Annotated in this window: 15 protein-coding genes; 7 read left to right on the top strand and 8 right to left on the bottom strand. The window is 68.4% G+C overall.

Annotation, left to right across the window (positions count from 1 at the left end; genetic code table 11):
• Nucleotides 1-69 precede the first annotated feature (69 nt).
• Both mnmG and ROV95_RS20115 read right to left on the bottom strand, forming a co-directional pair.
• Nucleotides 70-1,959, bottom strand: coding sequence for a tRNA uridine-5-carboxymethylaminomethyl(34) synthesis enzyme MnmG (gene mnmG, locus ROV95_RS20120; RefSeq protein WP_021203344.1), 1,890 nt, complete (start codon nucleotides 1,957-1,959; stop codon nucleotides 70-72).
• A 547-nt stretch (nucleotides 1,960-2,506) separates the two neighbouring features.
• On the bottom strand, nucleotides 2,507-2,986 hold the full coding sequence (locus tag ROV95_RS20115; protein WP_019661648.1) for a hypothetical protein: 480 nt from the start codon (nucleotides 2,984-2,986) through the stop codon (nucleotides 2,507-2,509).
• A gap of 159 nt (nucleotides 2,987-3,145) precedes the next feature.
• Here ROV95_RS20115 and ROV95_RS20110 point away from each other — a divergent pair, with 159 nt between their 5' ends.
• On the top strand, nucleotides 3,146-4,108 hold the full coding sequence (locus ROV95_RS20110) for a pyridoxal-phosphate dependent enzyme (RefSeq protein ID WP_058979056.1): 963 nt from the start codon (nucleotides 3,146-3,148) through the stop codon (nucleotides 4,106-4,108).
• On the top strand, nucleotides 4,093-4,737 hold the full coding sequence (locus tag ROV95_RS20105) for a YdcF family protein (protein ID WP_026347214.1): 645 nt from the start codon (nucleotides 4,093-4,095) through the stop codon (nucleotides 4,735-4,737). The genes ROV95_RS20110 and ROV95_RS20105 overlap by 16 nt, the downstream gene beginning before the upstream one ends.
• 114 nt (nucleotides 4,738-4,851) lie before the next feature.
• Here ROV95_RS20105 and bioC read toward each other — a convergent pair whose 3' ends face one another.
• From bioC to bioB, 5 genes are all read right to left on the bottom strand, one after another.
• Complete coding sequence (gene bioC / locus ROV95_RS20100) at nucleotides 4,852-5,736, bottom strand: malonyl-ACP O-methyltransferase BioC (protein ID WP_171952509.1); 885 nt, start codon at nucleotides 5,734-5,736, stop codon at nucleotides 4,852-4,854.
• An 11-nt stretch (nucleotides 5,737-5,747) separates the two neighbouring features.
• A complete protein-coding gene (locus ROV95_RS20095) occupies nucleotides 5,748-6,527 on the bottom strand; it encodes an SDR family oxidoreductase (protein WP_312542606.1) in 780 nt (259 codons plus the stop codon).
• 29 nt (nucleotides 6,528-6,556) lie between these two features.
• On the bottom strand, nucleotides 6,557-7,336 hold the full coding sequence (bioH, locus tag ROV95_RS20090; protein ID WP_019661643.1) for a pimeloyl-ACP methyl ester esterase BioH: 780 nt from the start codon (nucleotides 7,334-7,336) through the stop codon (nucleotides 6,557-6,559).
• 17 nt (nucleotides 7,337-7,353) lie between these two features.
• The gene (gene bioF / locus ROV95_RS20085; protein WP_312546065.1) at nucleotides 7,354-8,577 is read right to left on the bottom strand and encodes an 8-amino-7-oxononanoate synthase; all 1,224 of its coding nucleotides are present in this window, start codon (nucleotides 8,575-8,577) and stop codon (nucleotides 7,354-7,356) included.
• Between the two features lie 67 nt (nucleotides 8,578-8,644).
• Complete coding sequence (bioB, locus tag ROV95_RS20080) at nucleotides 8,645-9,688, bottom strand: biotin synthase BioB (RefSeq protein WP_312542605.1); 1,044 nt, start codon at nucleotides 9,686-9,688, stop codon at nucleotides 8,645-8,647.
• A gap of 298 nt (nucleotides 9,689-9,986) precedes the next feature.
• Between bioB and ROV95_RS20075 the strand changes: the two genes are divergently transcribed.
• The 5 genes from ROV95_RS20075 to ROV95_RS20055 all read left to right on the top strand — a co-directional run bounded on the left by ROV95_RS20075 (nucleotide 9,987) and on the right by ROV95_RS20055 (nucleotide 13,657).
• Nucleotides 9,987-10,304: a hypothetical protein gene (locus ROV95_RS20075; protein WP_111098629.1), complete on the top strand. Its 318-nt coding sequence runs from the start codon at nucleotides 9,987-9,989 to the stop codon at nucleotides 10,302-10,304.
• A gap of 142 nt (nucleotides 10,305-10,446) precedes the next feature.
• The gene (locus ROV95_RS20070; protein WP_058979044.1) at nucleotides 10,447-11,787 is read left to right on the top strand and encodes a chloride channel protein; all 1,341 of its coding nucleotides are present in this window, start codon (nucleotides 10,447-10,449) and stop codon (nucleotides 11,785-11,787) included.
• 97 nt (nucleotides 11,788-11,884) lie between these two features.
• A complete protein-coding gene (locus ROV95_RS20065) occupies nucleotides 11,885-12,580 on the top strand; it encodes a ComF family protein (RefSeq protein WP_058979042.1) in 696 nt (231 codons plus the stop codon).
• 58 nt (nucleotides 12,581-12,638) lie between these two features.
• The gene (locus ROV95_RS20060; RefSeq protein WP_021203354.1) at nucleotides 12,639-13,190 is read left to right on the top strand and encodes an HdeD family acid-resistance protein; all 552 of its coding nucleotides are present in this window, start codon (nucleotides 12,639-12,641) and stop codon (nucleotides 13,188-13,190) included.
• On the top strand, nucleotides 13,187-13,657 hold the full coding sequence (locus ROV95_RS20055) for a hypothetical protein (protein WP_312546061.1): 471 nt from the start codon (nucleotides 13,187-13,189) through the stop codon (nucleotides 13,655-13,657). The genes ROV95_RS20060 and ROV95_RS20055 overlap by 4 nt, the downstream gene beginning before the upstream one ends.
• A gap of 51 nt (nucleotides 13,658-13,708) precedes the next feature.
• Here the strand turns inward: ROV95_RS20055 and ROV95_RS20050 are convergent, their stop codons facing one another.
• Nucleotides 13,709-15,487 (bottom strand): MFS transporter, encoded by a 1,779-nt coding sequence (locus ROV95_RS20050; RefSeq protein ID WP_312546060.1) that lies wholly within the window; start codon nucleotides 15,485-15,487, stop codon nucleotides 13,709-13,711.
• Nucleotides 15,488-15,613: the final 126 nt, after the last annotated feature.

Here is a 15,613-nt window from a genome sequence, read left to right as displayed (position 1 = left end):
CGACCAAGGTCGACACCTGCCAGAACGGATCGCGCGCCGCATTGGTGGATGGCATCCACCGATCCCGCGTTACGCCACGCGGCCGCGGCGTGCACGCTCCAGGTGCACCAGCAGCAGCGAGATTGCCGCGGGGGTCATGCCCGGAATGCGCTGCGCCTGGCCGATGGTCTGCGGGCGCACGCGCTCCAGCTTCTGCAGCGCTTCGGCCGACAGCCCGCGCACCGCCGCGTAATCGAAGGCTTCGGCGATTGGCGTGGCTTCATGCCGCTGCTGGCGCTCGATCTCCTCGCGCTGGCGGTCCAGGTAGCCGGCGTACTTCACGCCGATCTCCACCTGCTCGGCCACCTTGGCGTCGGCCACCGCCGGGCCCAGCGACGGCACCTGCATAAGCTGCGCGTAGTCCAGCTCGGGGCGCTTGATCAGGTCCAGCACGCTGGTCTCGCGGCTGACCGCCACACCCAGCGTGTCCTGCACTTCGCGGCCCAGCGCATTGGCCGGGGTTGCCCACAGCGCGCCCAAGCGTGCGCGTTCGGCAGCAACAGCGGCCTGCTTGGTCTCGAACGCGTTCCAGCGGCGGTCATCCACCAGGCCCATCTCGCGGCCGGCCGGCGTCAGGCGCTGGTCGGCATTGTCCTCGCGCAGCTGCAGGCGGTACTCGGCGCGGCTGGTGAACATGCGGTAGGGCTCGTTGGTACCGTGAGTGATCAGGTCATCCACCAGCACGCCCAGGTACGCCTCGTCGCGGCGCGGGCACCAGCCGTCCAGTCCGCGCACCTGGCGTGCAGCGTTGAGGCCGGCCAACAGGCCTTGCGCGGCGGCTTCTTCATAGCCGGTGGTGCCGTTGATCTGGCCGGCGAAGAACAGGCCGTTGACCAGCTTGGTTTCCAGCGAAGCCTTCAACCCGCGTGGATCAAAGAAGTCGTACTCGATCGCGTAGCCCGGGCGGGTGATATGCGCGTTGCCGAAACCGCGGATGCTGCGCACCATCTCCAGCTGCACGTCGAACGGCAGCGAGGTGGAGATGCCGTTGGGGTAGATCTCGACGATGCCCAGGCCTTCGGGTTCGACGAAGATCTGGTGGCTGGCCTTCTCGGCAAAGCGCACCACCTTGTCCTCGATGGACGGGCAGTAGCGCGGGCCGATGCCTTCGATCTGGCCGCTGTACAGCGGCGAGCGGTGCAGCGCGTCGCGGATGATCTGGTGGGTCTGTTCGGTGGTGTGGGTGATCCAGCAGCTGACCTGCTGCGGATGCTCGTCCACCGAACCCAGGAAGGACATCACCGGGCGCGGCGAGTCGCCGGGCTGCTCATCCATCACGCTGTAGTCCAGCGAGCGGCCGTCGATGCGCGGCGGCGTGCCGGTCTTCAGGCGGTCCACCTGGAACGGGCGCTCGCGCAGCCGCGCGGCCAGCGTGGTGGCCGGCGGGTCGCCCATGCGGCCGGCGGCGTACTGGGTCGGGCCGACATGGATCTTGCCGGCCAGGAAGGTGCCGGCGGTCAGCACCACGGCCTCGGCATCGAAGCGCAGGCCGGTCTGGGTGATGACCCCGCGCACGGCGTCGCCTTCGATGACCAGGTCATCGACGGCCGCCTGGAACACGGTCAGGTTGGCCTGGCCTTCGACGATGGCGCGGATCGCCATGCGGTACAGGTTGCGGTCGGCCTGGCAGCGGGTGGCGCGCACGGCCGGGCCCTTGGAGGCGTTGAGGGTGCGCCACTGGATGCCGGCGCGGTCGGCGGCATGCGCCATCGCACCGCCGAGCGCGTCGATTTCCTTGACCAGGTGGCCCTTGCCGATGCCGCCGATGGCCGGGTTGCAGCTCATCGCACCCACGGTTTCGATGTTGTGGGTCAGCAGCAGGGTGCGCACGCCGGTGCGGGCTGCGGCCAGCGCGGCTTCAGTGCCAGCGTGGCCACCGCCGATGACGATGACGTCGTAACGATGGAAGGACGGGTTCATGGGGGCTGTTCAGCTTGGGGCAGGCGCGGCCGGGGGCGGCGCCGGGGTGGCGATTTTAGCGCCATTCGGGGTCCGGACGCCGGCGCCGGCCAGTCGGCGGCGAAATCGGCCCTAAAGTTGGCAGGATTTTTGCAGATAACCCAATAGCACCCATCGTGGCTGGCGCCGCAGGCGCCCGTGACCGGAATTGGAACAGGGGCCGGTACAGGCGCACGATGGGGGAGCAGAGGGCCGGCAGTCGGGGGACTGTCCGGCCCTGTTTTTTTGCGGCTGTCGGGAAGGCGCCATCCACGCATGGCGTGGATCTACTGAAGCTGGGCTTTCGCCGGTTGGCGACCTGACAAAACAAACGGCCCCGCATTGCGGGGCCGTCTGCCTTCAGAGGTGCCGACATCCGACAGGGCCGGAACAGGGGGGATCCAGATGTTCCTGTCGGATATCGACGTAGAGCTTTTTGCGGCGGCCCGTGTCGTTTTTGTCACTTTGTGACGTGGGCCGTCACTGTCCGCGTAGAGTGCGGCTTGGACCGTGTGAAATGCAAGACGGTTCAGCGCTCAACTGTGCGCTGCGTCGCACGATCCATGTTGCGCCAGGGGGAACCGTTCATCCTCGGCGCACTCGGTGCCGGTGCCGGACGGGCCTGGGGCGCCGGCGGCTGTGCGTTCGACTGCGGCGGGCGGCGCATCGAGTCCATGTTCCGCCACGGCGAACCACCGTTGTACGACGGTCGCGACGGCGGCGGCGGACGGTGCTCGCCACCATTGCCCGGGCGCGGCGGCGGGCGATGGTTGTGCGGCGGGCGGTAGATCGGGCGCGAGTAATACGGATTGCCGTAGCCGCCGTAGTAGCCGCCATAGCCACCGTAGTAGGGGCCGTAGTTGTAGGGATAGCCGGCCGGGTAGCGGTACTCCACCGACGGCGCACCGTGGTAGTAGCTGCCGCTGCGGCCGCCGCCGACATAGTCGTAGGTGGTGCAGCCGGTCAGGGCCAGCAGCAGGCCACCGGCAAGCATCAGGCGCATTTTCATGGTGGGTCCCCCCAGAGGACGGGTGTGCAGTCAGCTTCGGGCGCCAGCGTTGAATCGGCCCTTAATTCCGCCGGCCAGGATGAATGGAGGCGTAGGCCTGCATGCTGGCATGACCTGCGCCCCGGTCGCCAGCGCGAAGCCATACGTTAATCTTGCGTCATGAGCGATTCACTGTTGCCCCGCGCCGATGACGTCCTGCTTGCTGCGGCGAGGATTGCCCCGCATGCCAGCGTGACCCCGGTACTGCGCTCGCGCATGCTTGATGCGCTGGCCGGCGCGCAACTCGCGTTCAAGGCCGAGCACCTGCAGCGCGGCGGCGCATTCAAGTTCCGTGGTGCCTGCAACGCGGTGTGGTCGCTGGAGGCCGATCGCGCCAGTGCCGGCGTGGTCACGCACTCCTCCGGCAATCATGGCGCCGCCTTGGCGCTGGCCGCGCGCACGCGTGGCATTCCCTGCCACGTGGTGGTGCCGGAAGGCGCGGTGGCGGCCAAGCTGGCCAACATCGCGCGCCATGGCGCCACCCTCTGGCGCTGCCCGCCGACCACCGCCGATCGTGAGGCCGCCTGCGCCAAAGTGCAGGCCGATACCGGCGCGACTCTCGTCCATCCATACACCGACCCGGCGGTGATGGCGGGGCAGGGCACCGCCGCGCTGGAGCTGCTGCACAGCGACGGCCCGTTCGACGTGCTGGTCGTGCCGGTCGGCGGCGGTGGCCTGGCCAGCGGCACCGCGCTGGCCCTGCAGCACGCCAGCCCGCAGACCCGCCTGGTGCTGGCCGAGCCAGCCGGAGCCGACGATACCGCGCGCTCGCTGGCCGCTGGCGAGCGCCAGGGCGCGTTCGCCCCGGACACGATCTGCGATGGACTGCGTACCCTGATCGGCGCGCCGAATTTCGAACTGCTGCGCGCGGCAGGTGCCGAGGTGATCGTGGTTGATGACACGGCGACGATGGCGGCGATGCGCCTGCTGTGGGAGGTGCTCAAGCAGGTGGTCGAGCCGTCGTCGGCCACCGTGCTCGCTGCCGTGCTGGCACAGCCACAGCGCTTCGCCGGCCTGCGCGTGGGCCTGGTGCTGTCTGGTGGCAATGTCGACCTGCCTGCGCTGCGCTGGGGCGCGCCATGAGCCGCGACCGGCACCGGCCCCGCACCGGCCTGCTGGGCTGGCTGTGGCGGCTGTTTGTCCTGCTGGTGATCTGGCTGCTGGGCGTGACCGCCTGGATCGTCTGGGTCGGCGAGCGCGACCAGGCCGCCAAGGCCGATGCCATCATCGTGCTGGGTGCGGCCGCCTATGACGCCAAGCCATCGCCGGTGTTCGAAGAACGTATCCGGCATGGACTAGACCTGTACGAGGCCCAGTACGCGCCGCTGCTGATCTTCACCGGTGGCTATGGCGGCACCGGTGCGCGCTTCTCCGAATCGCAGGTGGCGCGGCGCTATGCGCTGAAGCATGGCGTGCCGGACGATGCGATCCTGATCGAGACCGCGTCACGCAACACCGTGCAGAACCTGGTGGAAGCCAAGCGACTGATGGACCAGCGCGACCTGCACCGGGTGATCATCGTCAGCGACCCGCTGCACATGGCGCGCGCGCTGCGCCTGAGCAAGGCGCTGGGCATCGATGCGCTGGCCTCGTCCACGCCCAGCACGCGCTTCCGCAGCTTCCACACCAGCTGGCGCTTCCTGGTGCAGGAAATCTACTTCTTCCACCGCGACCTGGTGCGCCCGCCGCTGAGCTCGCCGGCCAATACCTGAGGGCGAAAGCCTGCGTTGGGCGCGGTGTCGCATTGGGTAGTGCCGGCCGCTGGCCGGCAGATGCCCACCATGGAATCGTGAGGTTGCCGGCCAGCGGCCAGCACTACCAGACGATCAGGTCTGCTTGCGTCGGATCGGAATCGCCGACACCGGCACCGAGGCGACGTCATGCCCGCCTTCGCGGATCGGCGCGCCCGGGTCCGGTGCCCAGGCGTGGGCATAGATCACTTCCCAGCTGCTGGGCAGCTTGCCGTCGGCGCGCCGCATCGGTTCATACGCCGCTGCCGCCGCAGCGAAACGGCCACGCCCGGTCAGCGTATGGCGGCGGTCCACCCGCGCATTGGTCGCGCCCATCGCGCGCAGTTCGCGCATCAACGAGGGCAGGTCGTCGTAGGTCAGGGTGAACAGATCGCGGTCCAGCACCGGGTCACGGAAGCCGGCCATCATCAGCGCATCACCGAACTGGGCGATCTGTGCAAAGCGGCTGACGTGCGGGCGGTCATCGGCGGCGGCGAAGGCTTCGTTGAGTTCGATCAGCGTTTCCGGGCCGAAGGTGGAGCACACCAGAAGGCCACCGGGCTTGAGCACACGGCGGAACCCGGCGAACACCGCCGGCAGGTCGTCCACCCACTGCAGGCACAGGTTGCTGAAGATCACGTCCACGCTGTTGTCGGCCAGCGGCAGCGCAGCGGCGTCGCCGCACAGGCGCTGGAACGGCTTCCACCAGCCGGCCTGGCGCTTGGCCTGGTCCAGCATCGGCAGCGCCACGTCCAGCGCGATCACCTGCGCCTTCGGCCAGCGCTTCTTCATCAACGCACTTGCATGGCCGGTGCCGGCGCCGATGTCCAGCACCACCTCGGGCTTGCGTGCCTCAAGGTAGTCCAGCGATTCGATCAGCCGCGACTGCACCTCGCGCTGCAGGGCGGCGGCAGCGTCGTAACTGGTGGCGGCACGCGCGAACGCGCGACGGACATGGCGGGCATCGAAGTGGGACGGCATTGCGAACTCTCTTAGAACGTACCGGGGTAGGCGCCGCCGTCGATCAGCAGATTCTGCCCGGTGAGGTAACCGGCCTGTGCACTGCACAGGAAGGCGCAGGCGGCGCCGAATTCGTCCGGCGTGCCGAAGCGGCCGGCGGGAATCTGCTGGCGCCGGCGTTCAGCGACTTTGCCGGCGTCGCCGTCCTTGCCCGCGCTGTGGGCGAAGTTGGCGCGCAGGCGGTCGGTGTCGAACTGGCCGGGCAGCAGGTTGTTGATGGTGACGTTGTGGGCCACGGTGCGGCGCGACAGGCCGGCGACGAAACCGGTCAGGCCACTGCGCGCGCCGTTGGACAACGCCAGGATGTCGATCGGGGCTTTCACCGCCGACGAGGTGATGTTGACGATGCGGCCGAAGCCGCGCTCGATCATCGCGTCGACGGTGGCGCGGATCAGCGCGATCGGCGCCAGCATGTTGGCGTCCAGCGCGGCAATCCAGTCGTCGCGTTCGAAATTGCGGAAATCACCGGGCGGCGGACCACCGGCATTGTTGACCAGGATGTCCACCTGCGGGCAGGCGGCCAGCGCCGCAGTGCGGCCGGCCTCGGTGGTGACGTCGGCGGCGACGGCGCGCACCTCACCGGCACCGGGCAGGGCGCTCAGCCCTGCGGCGGCAACCTGCAGTGCCTCCTCGCCACGAGCCACGATCACCACGTTGACGCCCTCGCGCACCAGCGCACGCGCGCAGCCCAGGCCCAGCCCCTTGCTTGCGCCGCAGACCAGTGCCCAGCGGCCGTTGATACCCAGATCCATGCGTCAATCCTGCGGAATTCGGAGGGGGCTCATTGTCCGCCATCGGCCGGTGACAGGCCGGCAACGAAGTGTTGCAGGGCGGCGGCCACCTCATCGGCATGGCCGAGGAAAGGCGCATGTCCACCATGGGCGATCGTCAGCGCCTGCGCGCCCGGGGCCAGCGCCGCGGCGGCCTGCATCGCCACCGGAGACACCAACCGGTCTCGCTGGCCGGCGATCCACAGGCTGGGCTTGCCCAGCGTCGGCAGCGCGCCGCGCAGATCGGTGCTTTCGAGCAGGCGCAGGCCTTCCAGCAGGGCGCGTTCGGTGGGCGCACCGCGCTCGACCAGGCGCTGCCGCAGGATGCGCAGCTCCTCGCGGGCGTGTGCCGAGCCCATCACGTCCAGCGCGAGGAAGCGTTCCAGGGTGCCGCCGAAGTCGGTGGCCAGCTCGCGCCCGAACTGCTCGAACACCGCCGGTTCCACTGCATGCGGCCAGTCTTCGCCACGCACGAAGCGTGGCGTGGCCGCGATCATCGCCAGCCCGCGCACCTTCGGCAGCGTCGCGGCAGCGTGCAGCGCGAACAGACCGCCCAGCGACCAGCCGCACCACACCGCCGGGGGTGTGGCCGCGGCAATGGCACTGACCACGAACGGCAGGCGCAGCGGCGTGGTGTCGTCGCGGCTGTGGCCATGGCCGGGCAGGTCGACCAGGTGCAGGGTGAACTGGTCTGCCAGGCGCTGCACCAGCGGCGCGAATACACCGCCCTGCAGGGCCCAGCCGTGGATCAGTACCAGGTCCGGCCCACGGCCGGTGACGTCAATATGCATGGGCAATGACACGGAACTCAGGCAAAAGCGGGCAGCGGCGGTGGCGCGGCTTCACGCACGGCCAGGGTCACGCGATCGCGCGCGCTGGCGATGGCCTCCACCAGGCCACGCACCTGTTCCGGCGTATGCAGCGCGGACAGTGTCACGCGCAGGCGTGCCTTGCCTTCCGGCACCGTCGGCGGGCGGATTGCACCGACCAGCCAGCCGGCCTGTTCCAGCGCCGTGGACATCGCCACGGCGGTGCGGTCATCGCCGAACAGCAGCGGCTGGATCGGTGTTTCCGAAGCCATCAGGTCCAGGCCATGGCGACGCGCTTCAGTGCGGAACAGCGCGATCAGGTCGGTCAGCTTTGTGCGACGCCAGTGGTCGCGGCGCGCCAGGCGCACTGCTTCAAGCGCAGCAGCGGCCATCGCCGGTGGCACCGCGGTGGTGTAGATGTACGGGCGCGCGGTTTCGGCCAGATGCTCGATCAGGTCGTCGCGGCCCAGCACCAGCGCACCGGAACCGCCCAGTGCCTTGCCCAGTGTGACCAGCTGCAGCGGTACGTCGTCCACGCCCAGCCCGGCGGCGGCCACGGCACCACGGCCATCACCGACCACGCCGACACCGTGCGCATCATCCACATAGAACAGCGCCTGCTGCAGGCGTGCCACAAGCGACAATGCACGCAGCGGTGCGATGTCGCCATCCATGCTGAAGACACCATCGGTGGCCAGCATGGCCGCGCCATCGGGCGCGTGCTTGAGCTGGCGCATCGCGCCTTCCGCATCCAGGTGCGGGTAGCGGCGCAGGCGCGCACCGGCCAGCCGGGTGGCATCAAGGAGGCTGGCGTGGTTGAGCTTGTCCTGTACGCAGACATCGTTCTCTTCGCTCAGCAGTGCCTGCTGCACCGCCAGATTGGCGGCGAAGCCACTGCCGAACAGCAGCGCACGCGGATAGCCCAGCCACTCGGCCACCTCGCGTTCCAGCGCCTCATGCAGGGCATGATGGCCGCAGACCAGGTGCGAGGCACCGGCGCCAGCGCCTTCGCGTGCGGCGGCGTCCTGCAGCGCGTTGACCACGCTGAACTGCTGGGCCAGGCCCAGGTAGTCGTTGCTGCAGAAGCCGGTCAGCCACTGGCCGTCCACTTCCAGGCGCACGCCATCACGTCGGGTGACCATGCGTCGCGGGCGGCGACGGCCTTGGGCATCGCGCAGAGCGCGCTGGGCGTGGAGGCGGGCGGTCAGGTCGGGGCGGGCCATGGTGGCTGAATGCGTCGACGGAGCGGCTAGGGTAGCGCGTTGCCGCGGCGCCTGCTTGCGGCCCGTCTCAGGCCGCGTGAGCGCAGCCGCAGCCGGGTGCATCGCCACTGATATCGGCGTGCACGGTACCGCCGTGGTCGTGGCCTTCGGCATCCACCTGCACCGCCATCGGCTGTAGCCCCAGCCGTGCGAACAGCGCCAGATCGCGCTCGCTTTCCGGGTTGCCGGTAGTAAGCAGCTTGTCGCCGTAGAAGATGGAGTTGGCGCCGGCCAGGAAACACAGCGCCTGCAGTTCGTCACTCATCGCCTCGCGACCCGCCGACAGCCGCACCATCGAGCGCGGCATGGCGATGCGCGCCACCGCGATCATGCGCACGAACTCGAACGGGTCCAGCTCTGCACTGCCATGCAGCGGCGTGCCCGCCACCTGCACCAGCCTGTTGATCGGCACCGAATCAGGGTGCGCCGGCAGTGTGGCCAGTGCCAGCAGCAGGCCGACGCGCTGTGCGCGCGTCTCGCCCATGCCGACGATGCCGCCGCAGCAGGTCTTCAGGCCGGCATCGCGCACGTGCTCAAGCGTGTCCAGGCGGTCCTGGTACTGGCGGGTGTGGATGATCGAATCGTAGTAGTCCGGTGCGGTATCGAGGTTGTGGTTGTAGTAGTCCAGGCCCGCATCCTTCAGCGCACGTGCCTGCTCGCCGCTGAGCATGCCCAGCGTGGCGCAGGTCTCCAGGCCCAGTGCCTTCACCCCGGCGATCATCGCCGCCACCTTCGGAATGTCGCGATCCTTCGGTGAACGCCATGCGGCACCCATGCAGAAGCGCGACGCACCGGCGGCCTTGGCCTGGCGCGCCTTGGCCAGCACCGCATCGGTCTCCATCAGCTTCTGCGCATTCACCCCGGTGCTGTAGCGCTGCGCCTGCGGGCAGTACGCGCAGTCTTCCGGGCAGCCTCCGGTCTTCACCGACAACAGCGTGGACACCTGCACCTGCGCCGGATCGAAGTGCTCGCGGTGCACCGCGGCGGCGCGGAACAGCAGCTCGGGAAACGGCAGATCGAACAGCGCCTGCAGTTCGTCGTGATGCCAGTCGTGGCGGATGGCAGCAGCCATGGCGGGGCCTTGGGTACGAATGGAGCGAGGGCGGCAGTGTGGTTGGGGGGGCACGGGCTGTCAACTTTTAGTTTGATGTTTTGGTTTACTTGGCCGTGACTGGAATGGAATCCCATACAAGCGATGCCCATGGCGCTGCATCGATTGCGGGCATCGCTGCTGCCGCGGCGAACCCCGTCCTCGGGCCGGGAGCGGGGGCAGCCTGCGCGGTGAGCTTGGCCCGAACATCGTCAGGATCGACCCGCGCAGCGCGTTGGACGTAACCTCAAGCACACACGTTCAATCGGGCAGCGCTGCAATGGACAATCCGGACAACTGGCAGCCGATCACCCGGGAAGAACTGGAAACCCTGGTCGCACGGCAGTTGCAGGATTGCTCACCTGTCCAACGAGCCACCTTCGAATCCCTGCGCGTGCCATTCCATGCGGTTCGGTTGCACAGGCTGGGCATGATTGAGTGGGTCTGGGCGGTCGCACAGCTGCCCGACGGGTTGCTGTACTACGAGGACGTTGAGGAAGGATTCGAGATGGGCACGCCGGGAGAGGATGGTGTGTTGCCGAACCAAGGCTGTTCTCAGCTGACGCTGACCCACATTCTCCATCGTTTGGTGATCTGAGCATCAGATCTCGCAGATCGCTGCATCTGCCCGAGTTCAGGACGCTCTTCTGGCGGCATACGTGCATTTCACCGCATCCTGCAAGGCCTTCGGCCACAGTGGCCGCTGTCTAACCAAAGCGCTGGCGCGCAGACTTTGACTCATGACCGATCTCCATCGCCTCCGCGGCCGCATCACCGCGCTGGTTCTCAGCGAAGCCTGGCGCCGCCGCGCCGCGCTCTGGGGCGGCGCCGTGGCCGTGGCGCTGGTGGCCATCCTGTTCGCCAAGGCCAGCGATGCGGCCTTCCATCTGTTCCAGCGCATCACGTCACACTCGCCATGGTGGGCCCTGCTGCTCACGCCCGGCATCTTCGCGCTGCTGGCGTGGCTCACTTCCGGCGTGCTGAAGCCCACGCGGGGCAGCGGCATTCCGCAGGTCATCGCTGCGCTGGACAAGGCCGATGAGCCGTTCCGGAAAACCAACCTTTCCCCAGCGGTTTCGGCCGGCAAGCTGCTGCTGACCTCGCTGTCGCTGCTGGGGGGCGCATCGGTCGGGCGCGAGGGGCCCACCGTGCACGTAGGCGCAAGCCTGATGTATCTGTTCGGCCGCTGGTTCGGTTTCAAGGATCCCCGCGAGCTCTCGCACTTCCTGCTGGCCGGTGGTGCGGCGGGTATCGCGGCGGCCTTCAACACGCCGCTGGCCGGTATCGTCTTCGCCATCGAGGAGCTCAGCGGCCGCTTCGAGCATCGTTTCTCAGGCACCCTGCTGACCGCGGTGATCGTCGGTGGCGTGGTGTCGCTGGGCCTGCTGGGCAACTACACCTATTTCGGCCATGTGAGCGCACGCCTGCCGCTCGGCCAGGGCTGGCTGGCAATCCTGCTGTGCGGCGTAGTCGCGGGCCTGCTGGGTGGCCTGTTCGCGCGTGCGGTGCTGGCCAGTGCGGCGGGCCGCCCGCGTTGGCTCGGGCAACTGCGGCAGCGGCATCCGGTGCTGTTGGCCGCAGGCTGCGGCATGGCGGTGGTACTGCTCGCCCTGGTCTTCGGTGAAGGCGCGTTCGGCACCGGCTACGAGCAGGCGCGCAGTCTGGTGCAGGGGCAGGCGCTGGTCGGCCACGAGTTCGGGTTGATGAAGCTGCTGGCCAATCTGGCCTCGTACGTGGCGGGCATTCCCGGCGGCCTGTTCTCGCCGGCGTTGGCGGTCGGCGCTGGACTCGGCCACAACCTGGCAGTGCTGATGCCGGGCGTGGATCCGCGCGCGTTCGTGCTGCTGGGCATGTGTGCTTACCTGACCGGCGTTACCCAGGCCCCGCTGACGTCGGCGGTGATCTCGCTGGAACTGACCGACAGCGGCGACCTGCTGCTGCCGATACTGGCCACGGTGCTGATCGCGCGTGGCGTGTCCGGGCTGGTGTGCAGGGTGCCGATCTATCGCGGGCTGGCGGAGTTGTTGATCGGGCCCGCCGCTACGCCACCGGCGACCGGACAGGGTGAACGCCTTTCCTGACGGGCGGCGGCCCCCGTCGCAGTTGAGGGCAGTTCCGACACTGCAATCGGTGCTTCGCCGATGGCCGCACGCGGCGTGCGCCATCAAGTATTGGGTGATGCGTACTTATCTCCTGCGTTCGGCAACCCGTGTCTCGCGCGCACTGCTTGGTGTGCTGCTACCGCTCCGCTGCCTGGTCTGCGGCGACCCGGGCCACGATGATCTTGATCTGTGCTGCGCTTGCCTGGCCGATCTGCCCTGGGCAGGCCGTGCCTGCCTGCGCTGCGCGTTGCCGTTGCCCGACACCGCGTTGATCGTCTGTGGCAGCTGCCGCGAGGAGGTACCGCCACAGACGGCTACCCACGCCAGCCTGCTGTACCTGCCACCGGTCGACCAGTTGCTGGTCCGCTACAAGTTCCATCAGGATCTCGCAGCCGGACGCCTGCTCGCGCAGCTGATGCAGCGCGCACCGCCGCCGTGGTGGTGTCCACCGCTGGTGCCGGTGCCGCTGCACAATCGCCGGCTGCGCCAGCGCGGCTACAACCAGGCGGGCGAGCTGTGCCGGCTGCTGCCGATGCCGGTCTGGCAGGGGCTGTACCGGCGGCGCCACACCGCGCCGCAGTCCGAGCGCACGGCCGAACAGCGCAGGGAAAATCTGTTCGATGCGTTCGATGTGCGTGGCTTGGTGCCAACGCGGCTGACCGTGGTCGATGATGTGATGACCACCGGCAGCACGGTGATGGAGGTTGCCGAGACGCTGCGCCTGGTGGGCGCTGCGGAGGTGCGCGTGTGGGTCTGCGCGCGGGCGCCGTGATCGCCCTCTTCATCCACAGGGGCTAGGATGAGGCCGGTTCCGGATCGAAGGAGTGGTCATGAATTCCCCCTTGTCTCCCTTGCTGTCGGCGGTTGGCCGCAGCTGGTGGATCCTGCTGCTGTACGGGCTTGTCGCACTGGGTTTTGGCATCGTTGCCATCGGCTGGCCCTTGTCCGCAGCGATGGCACTGGCGTGGACACTGGGCGTGATGGCCATCGTTGAAGGTGTCATCAGCCTGTTCGCACTGATCAGCGGCGGCAGTGGTGCCTCGCGTGGGTGGCTGGCGCTGTATGCCATCGCCTCGCTGGGCTTCGGCATCCTGGCGGTGATCAACCCGCTGGCCACCGCCAGCGTGCTGGTGTTGTTCCTCGCAGCGTGGCTGCTGGTGGCGGGCATCTATCGCATCGTGTTCGCGATCCGCGTGCGCAAACAGATCCAGGGCGAGTGGTTGCTGATACTCAGTGGTGTGCTTGCGGTGGTGTTGGGCCTGCTGTTTGCGGCCAACCCGTACGCAGGCGTGGCGGTGACCACGCTGTGGATCGGCATCGGCAGCCTGCTGTATGGGCTGCTGCAGGTACTGGTGGCATTCAAGCTGCGGAAGCTGAAGTGAGGGCTGCGCTTTCCCTGTTGCTGGGCGTGGCGTTGGCCCTGACCGGATGCAGGCCTGGCGCCACACCCGGTGCCTTGGCAGGCAAGGATCATGCGCCACGCCCCGGCGTGGATGTGCGTCTGAGCGCGGTGGACGCCTCCGGCAAAGGCAGGCCGGCGCAATGGCAAGGCGAAACCCTGGCCCTGCGCGAGCCGCCGATTGCCGGCAGTGCGGACATTGCTGATGTGCGCTACGTACTGGACGATGCCAAGCAGCCCGGCCTGCAGATCCGCTACCGGCCCGAAGCGCACCAGCGCATCCACGATGACACGGCAGCACTGGTGGGCCAGCGGGCAGCGATCAGCGTGGATGGCCGTGTGCTGATGGTGGCGACGGTGCAGGGGCCGTTCGGCGAATCGATGATGCTGAGCGGGCTGCCCAGCGTTGCCGAGGCGCAGGAGCTGGCGAAGCACATCACTGGCGACTGACGGACGCGCCATGAACCCGCGGCGCGCGGGGAGGTCGACCAAGGTCGACCGCTACCGGGCGAACCGTGCCTCGATCTCTTCCAGCGACTTGCCCTTGGTCTCCGGCAGCCAGAACGCGGCCACCAGGAAGAACAGAAAGGTGCACGCCGCCCAGAACACGAACATGCTGGCGTAGCCGTAGTGGCCCACCGTGGGCAGGAAGATGGCGGCGATGGTGGTGGACACGAACTGGTTGATCAGCAGCGCGATGCTCATGCCATTGGAACGGATGCGGTTCGGCATCAGCTCCGACAGTGCCAGCCACACGCACACGCCGGGGCCGACGGCGAAGAACGCGACGAACACCAGGATGCAGGTGGCCACGGCCCAGCCGTGTGCCGGTGGCGGCACCGGGCCAATGCGGGCCTGCTCGATGCGCAATGGCGCCTGGCTGGCGCTGGCCGGGTCGGCAAATGGATTCAGGTGGAGTTTGCGGAAGAACGCACCGATCACGCTGTCCGGCTGCACGGTGCCGGTGCGCTCGATGCGCAGTTCGCGATCAATCAGGTTGTCGCTGCGCAGGGCGCGCACATTGGTGAAGTCGCCGTAGGCATACGACACGGTCAGTTGCAGCGGCCGGCCTTCGCTGTCGATGCCAGCGCCGAAGCGCTGCCACTGCGCATCATCCAGCACCAGCTGCAGGCCGTCGCCGCTGACCGCCGCCTGCAGTTGCGGCTGCACGTCGGTACGGCCGCGTTCAGCCTGGAAGAACAGCGTGGCCGCGGCCAGCAGGGCCACGCAGATGCCGCCACTGCCCAGCATCAGCAGGAACTTGCGGCCCTTGCGGTCGACCAGCAGCAGCGCGACCACGGTCATCACCGCGTTGAGCAGCTTGATTGCCACGTCGGCACCGTTGGCCACCGAACCGGACAGGCCGGCCTGGTTGAGGATGTTGACCGCGTAGGCCAGCACCGAGTTGATGCCGGTGGCCTGGGTGCAGGCCAGCACCACGCAGGCCAGCACGAACGGCACCACGTAGCGGCGGCTGAGCAGTGGGTCGCGCTTGCCGTCGCTGCTGCTCGATTCCGGCGCCTGGATCTGGGCCAGCGTGGGCTCAACCTCTGCGGCGGGGAGGACGCGCTCAAGGCTGCGCCGGGCTTCAGCGACGCGGCCGCGGCGCACCAGCCAGCGCGGCGATTCGGACAGCAAGAAGATGCCGGCACAGAACAGCAGGCCTGGCGCCAGACAACTCCAGAAGATGGTGCGCCAGGCGTGGTCCTTCACCGTGAACAGTTCCTGCGCCTGCTGCGCCAGCGGCAGCGAGCGCACGGCCTCGGCGGCGGCATCCACCGCATGGGCGTGGTACAGGCCGATCAGCGCGGCCAGCACCAGGCCGATGGTCAGCAGCAGCTGGAACATCGCCGCACCGCGTCCACGCCGCTCGGGGCTGAGCACTTCGGCCAGGTACAGCGGAATCACCACGCCGATCAGGCCGCCACTGATGCCCTGCAGCAGCCGCCCGAGCAGCAGCGGCGTGTAGCCCGAGGCCAGCGCCATGATCGGAATCGAGGCGGTGAACAGCAGGCCGGCCAGCAGCATCGCACCGCGGCGACCGATCAGGTCGGCGACCATGCCGGCGAACAGCGAGGACAGCACGCTGCCCAGCAGTACCGCCGCCACCACGAAGCCGAGCTGCTGGCTGCTGAGCTGCCAGGCGTGACTGGCGGTCGCTTCAAGATAGGGCAGGGCACCGGCGATGATGCCGATGTCGATGCCGTACAGCAGGCCCCCCAAGCCGCCGATGAAGAGCAGGTAGCGTACGGGCCAGCGCGGGGCGGTGCTTGCAGTCATCGGCAGTTCCTGTGGTAGCGCCGGGCCAGGCCCGGCGGCGGTTCGTCGCAGAGTGCATTCTGTAGAGCCGAGCCATGCTCGGCTGCTTTCCGTTCCGATATCGAGGTTCCCCATGCCGCGCTTCGC

This window comes from Stenotrophomonas maltophilia group sp. msm1 (genome assembly GCF_032025805.1).
GTDB lineage: Bacteria > Pseudomonadota > Gammaproteobacteria > Xanthomonadales > Xanthomonadaceae > Stenotrophomonas > Stenotrophomonas hibiscicola.
The sequence above is the reverse complement of the archived record's forward strand: the minus strand, read 5'-3'. Positions and strand labels throughout refer to the sequence as shown.